Origin of the sequence: Chitinimonas sp. (assembly GCF_041904975.1) — a bacterium.
GTDB lineage: Bacteria > Pseudomonadota > Gammaproteobacteria > Burkholderiales > Chitinimonadaceae > Chitinimonas.
Window position 1 is genome coordinate 1 of record NZ_JAYRLZ010000143.1, and the last position, 3,714, is coordinate 3,714.

Here is a 3,714-nt window from a genome sequence, read left to right on the forward strand (position 1 = left end):
GCCGTGAAGCGCATCGCCGCCTGGCAATTTGATACCGAGTCGGCAGCACGCAATCTGGCGCGGCAATTTCACACCCAGGATTTGAGCGGCTTCGGTATTGAAGACCAGACCGTGGCGGTGGGCTGCGCCGGCGCCTTGCTGGAATTCGCCCGGCAAACCCAGTGCGGTGCCTTGCCGCATGTCAGCGGCTTGCAGCTGGAGCAGGCCGGGCAGTACCTGGCGCTGGACGCGGCTACCCGCCGCAATCTGGAGCTGACCGAAACCATACGCGGCGAGTCGGCGCCCACCCTGTGTTCGCTACTCGATATCTGCGCCACCTCGATGGGCAGCCGTCTGTTGCGCCATTGGTTGCATCACCCCTTGCGCAAGCAGGGCAAGGTGACGCGCCGACGCGATGCAGTACAGGCGCTGACGCAGTCGCCTGCCTTGGCAACGCTGCGCGAGCAGCTGGGCGGAATCTACGATATCGAGCGCATCGCCGCCCGTATTGCTTTGCGTTCGGCACGCCCACGCGATCTATCGGCCTTGCGCGACAGCCTGCAGGCCTTGCCGGCGATCCTGCCGTTATTGCCGCACGATTCCTTGCTGGCCGATCTGGCGCGCCAGCTACAGCCGCCGCCCGATGCGTTGGCCTTGCTGGCTAGTGCCGTGAAAGACGAGCCATCGGTGGTGATCCGTGATGGCGGGGTGATACGTGAGGGCTTTCATGCTGAGCTCGATGAGCTGCGTGCCTTGCAGACCAACCATGGCGACTTCCTGCTGGCGCTAGAGGCACGCGAGCGCGAGCGCAGCGGCATTCCCAACCTCAAGGTGGAATACAACCGGGTGCATGGCTTTTATATCGAAGTCACCCACTCGCATGTGGACAAGATTCCCGATGACTACCGGCGTCGCCAGACGCTCAAGAGCGCCGAGCGCTATATCACGCCGGAACTGAAGGCGTTCGAGGACAAGGCCTTGTCGGCGCAGGAGCGCTCGCTGGCACTGGAAAAAGCGCTGTACGAGGGGCTGCTCGATAGCCTCGCCGACTTTGTTACGCCCTTGCAGCTGCTGGCGCAGTCGGTCGCAGGCCTCGATGTGCTGTGTGCCCTGGCTGACACGGCAGTGCGGCTGGACTGGGTAGCGCCGCAGTTCCGCGACGAGGTGGTATTCGCCATCGAAGGAGGCCGCCATCCGGTGGTCGAGCAACAGCTGCGCGATGGCAGTGGCGAGGCGTTTATCGCCAATGACCTGCGCTTTGACCAAAGCCGCAAGCTCCTGCTGATTACCGGCCCGAATATGGGTGGTAAATCGACCTATATGCGGCAGGCAGCACTGATCGCACTATTGGCCCACATCGGCAGTTTTGTGCCGGCCCGGTCGGCCATCATCGGCAAGCTCGATCGCATCTTCACCCGTATCGGCGCCAGCGACGACCTGGCTGGCGGGCGCTCCACCTTTATGGTGGAAATGACCGAGACGGCAAACATCCTCAACAATGCCAGCGAACACGCCCTGGTATTGATGGATGAAGTGGGGCGCGGTACCTCGACCTTCGATGGCCTGGCGCTGGCCTGGGCAATTGCCCGCGCCCTGATCGAGAAGAACCGCAGCTACACCCTGTTTGCCACCCACTACTTCGAGCTGACCCGGCTGGCGCTCGATTACCCGCAAGTGGCCAATGTGCATCTCGATGCGGTGGAGCATAAGGACAAGATCGTGTTCCTGCACAGTGTGGAGGAGGGACCAGCCAGTCAGAGCTACGGTTTGCAAGTGGCGCAATTGGCCGGTGTGCCGCGCGACACCATTCGTCAGGCCAAGCGCTATCTGGCAGAGCTGGAGAACCAGCGCGCCAGTCATGGCGGCCAGGGCGATCTTTTTTCTACGCCAAGCCCTGTCGAGGCGGAACCAATCGCGCATCCGGCGGTCGACCGGCTTGCCGAGCTGGATCCGGATCAACTCTCCCCACGCGACGCTTTGGAACTCATCTATCAACTTAAGCAAATGCTGTAATAGGATTGAAAAATACAATCGGGTCATTCGGTGGGGCCCGTCTATAAACAGACGACGCCGCCGAGACGGTACAGCCCACAAAGTCAAGAAATGGAGTGTAGTCAATGATCGATCAAGTAGACCATCGCAAACTGGACGATGGACTTGCCCGCATTTTCGGTATCGGCCCGCAGGAGGCCGGTGTCAATCTCGATGCCATCCGCGCCAAGGCGGCCAGCAATCTGGCGGCATATGGCAAATTACTAGCGGAATTGTTTGCACGTCATGCGATAGAACTGCCACCGGCGGTACATCTGCAGTGGTGGCCCGAAGGTAGCCGGATTCGCGTTGCCGGCGAGCATGCCAGCAAGGAGCGCATCGAGGTCATGCTCAATGGCGATGGCGAGCTGGTTGAAGAATTCAAGGAGCTGGAATTGCTGCATGAAATCGTACGCAGCACCGAGCTTGCCGGCGTTGACGACGGTAGCGAGCAGCATTTCAATATCGGCATCACCAGCTCCGGCCCGATTGCCTTTTTCTCGGCTTGATCAGGTTTCGACACGCAAAAAACGCCCGGTTGATGCCGGGCGTTTTTTTTGTGGGCACATCAGCTCCCCGATTTGGGGCAAAAACAGGCGGGGTTCAATGCTTGCTTTTATGCTTGCCATGCGAGGATTTCTTGCCGGTGCCTGTGTGATGGCTGTGCTTGCCGGACTTGCCCGACTTGCCCGACTTGCTGGTTTTGCCGTGCTTGCCCTTCTTCTTGCTTTTGCTGCTACTGGCTTCGCGCGCTTCGGCCATCAATTGCGCCAGCTTCGGTTCACGTTCGGCCACGCTATCGTGCGTCACCCGCTTGGCACCGTTGTAGTGCTTCTGCCAATAAGCCTCCTTGAGCGACACCACCTGGATCTTGCTGCCGCGTGATGGCGAGTGGATGAAACGGTCATCGCCGAGGTAGATGCCCACATGGGAGAAGCGCCGTCCCAGGGTATTGAAGAACACCAGATCGCCGGGCTTGAGTTCGTCGCGTTCCACATCCTCGCCAAGACGGCTGATGGCAAAGGCGTTATGCGGCAGGGCGATATTCAACGACTGCTGGAACACATAGCGGATAAAGCCGCTGCAATCGAGCCCGGTCTCCGGTGAGTTGCCGCCCCAGCGATAGGTCACGCCGATCAGGCCCAGCGCCTGCAGGATCAAGCTTTGCGTGAAGTCGGGCTTGGGTGCGGCTTTGACATCAAGCACGCTGTTGGCATTGGGGTTGATCGGTGGGTCGTCAGGCTTGGAAAGTGCAGAGGTGACTTCATTCGGGTTGGCGATCGCTACACAAAACGGTAGCAGGAACAAAATGTGTCGGAATCTCAACGTCATGCCGGCACTCTATAAGTGAGATCGATGGATTGTAAAGGGATGCAAGGCCGGATTTGGCCTTGCCTCGGCTAGAATGGGCCGATGCTAAGAGAAACCATCAGCCTGATGCGCGATCTGCCGCGCATACGCGAAATCATCGGCGTGTTCGCCAGACACGGTTTTGGCGGATTAGTTCGCCGCATGGGTGTGCATCGTGCGTTCGAGCGTGCCGGGCAGTCCATCGATATTCCGGAAACCGGCGAGCGCGACGGTCTGGCGCCACCAGTCCGGGCACGGCGGGCGCTGGAAGAGCTGGGGCCCACGTTTATCAAGCTGGGTCAGGTAATGGCCACTCGCGTCGATGTATTCCCGCCGGAATGGATCGCCGAGTTC

The 3,714-nt window shown here is 60.0% G+C and carries 3 protein-coding genes and 1 pseudogene; 3 read left to right on the forward strand and 1 reads right to left on the reverse strand.

All coding sequences use genetic code 11. From position 1 onward, the window contains the following. A partial coding sequence (gene mutS / locus ACE3OH_RS13575) for a DNA mismatch repair protein MutS (RefSeq protein ID WP_374353673.1) occupies window positions 1–1,992 on the forward strand: 1,992 nt, incomplete at its 5' end. A 104-nt stretch (window positions 1,993–2,096) separates the two neighbouring features. Continuing rightward, window positions 2,097–2,519: a hypothetical protein gene (locus tag ACE3OH_RS13580; protein ID WP_374353677.1), complete on the forward strand. Its 423-nt coding sequence runs from the start codon at window positions 2,097–2,099 to the stop codon at window positions 2,517–2,519. A 94-nt stretch (window positions 2,520–2,613) separates the two neighbouring features. Here ACE3OH_RS13580 and ACE3OH_RS13585 read toward each other — a convergent pair whose 3' ends face one another. Next, window positions 2,614–3,342, reverse strand: a complete 729-nt coding sequence (locus ACE3OH_RS13585) for a C40 family peptidase (protein ID WP_374353680.1) — start codon at window positions 3,340–3,342, stop codon at window positions 2,614–2,616. An 81-nt stretch (window positions 3,343–3,423) separates the two neighbouring features. On the opposite strand from ACE3OH_RS13585, the pseudogene ACE3OH_RS13590 reads away from it, so the two are divergent. Continuing rightward, a pseudogene (locus tag ACE3OH_RS13590) lies at window positions 3,424–3,714 on the forward strand (ubiquinone biosynthesis protein UbiB); the annotation flags it as partial.